At 51.8% G+C, this 1,201-nt stretch carries 1 protein-coding gene; it reads left to right on the top strand.

Annotated features, from left to right (window positions below):
• The coding region (locus tag J7438_RS25650) for a hypothetical protein (RefSeq protein WP_209278874.1) at positions 1-1,201 on the top strand (1,201 nt) is incomplete at both ends.

Raw genomic sequence — 1,201 nt, 5'->3', positions numbered from 1 at the left:
AAGCTCTGCAGGTATCAGTGGTCAATACGCAAGATCAGATAATGCTTACAACCAACCGAATGACCATGCCGCTTCTTCAAGGCGTGGGCGATACAGGCATGCCACAGTCAGACAATGGGATCCTCCCCACCGTACAGCCCCGAGGCGTAATGAATTTTACCAATCTTCTGCCCCATGCCCTTTTCAATATCTACTGCGCCGTTCAGTAAATCCTGCTCAAGATTTTAATGCGTTCACCCAACAGGAAATAATGGATGGCCTGGTGAGTAAATCGTATCGTTTCGGTGATCGCTATGATGGGAGAGATCACGCCCTATATGCCAATTCAATTAAAAAATACACGTCAGCTGCTAAAAGACCGTTAAATCGGGTTGAACAAAGCCAGCTGATGCGGTTGCTGCAAAGTTTCACAGTAACACGGAGTTGGAATTGGCGAAGCCTGACGACAACACTGCACTCATTTACTTCAGCGGGTGTTTTTACCCCTCATAAACACATGGATCAGCGTGTTAAGCGAACACAAGCTGCCTTATTGTCGACGCTACTGGATGCAATAATATTCAAGTGCAACCGAAAAGCTAAAGCATGGGATATTGATGCCCGGGGAATCGCCAACCTGCTTTGGGCCATGGCGAAACTGGTGGACAACGGGCAGGAGCAGACACCAGAGTTCAAAGAGGCCGTGGCCGCGCTGATGCCCCATGTAAAGGCACATAAAGACCAATTTATTACCCAGCATATCGCCAACCTGCTGTGGGCCATGGCGAAACTGTTGAACAACGAGCAGGAGCGGACACCAGGGATCCAAGAGACCGTGGCCGCGCTGTTGCCCCACGTGAACGCACAGAAAGACCAATTAATTCCTCAGCATATCACCATCCTGCTGTGGGCCATGGCAAAACTGGTGGACAACGGGCAAGAGCGGACACCCGGGCTCAACGAGACGGTGGCCACGCTGTTGCTCCACGTGAACGCACAGAAAGACCAGTTTAATGCCCAGGAGATCGCCAACCTGCTGTGGGCCATGGCAAAACTGGTGGACAACGAGCAGGAGTGGATACCAGAGTTCAAAAGGGCCGTGGCCGTGCTGTTGCCCCATGTGAACGCACAGAAAGACCAATTTATTCCTCAGGCTATCGCCAACCTGCTGTGGGCCATGGCGAAACTGGTGGACAACGGGCAGGAGCGGACACCAGAGTTC

The organism is Thalassotalea sp. G20_0 (genome assembly GCF_017744175.1).
GTDB lineage: Bacteria > Pseudomonadota > Gammaproteobacteria > Pseudomonadales > Endozoicomonadaceae > Endozoicomonas.
The sequence above is the reverse complement of the archived record's forward strand: the minus strand, read 5'-3'. Positions and strand labels throughout refer to the sequence as shown.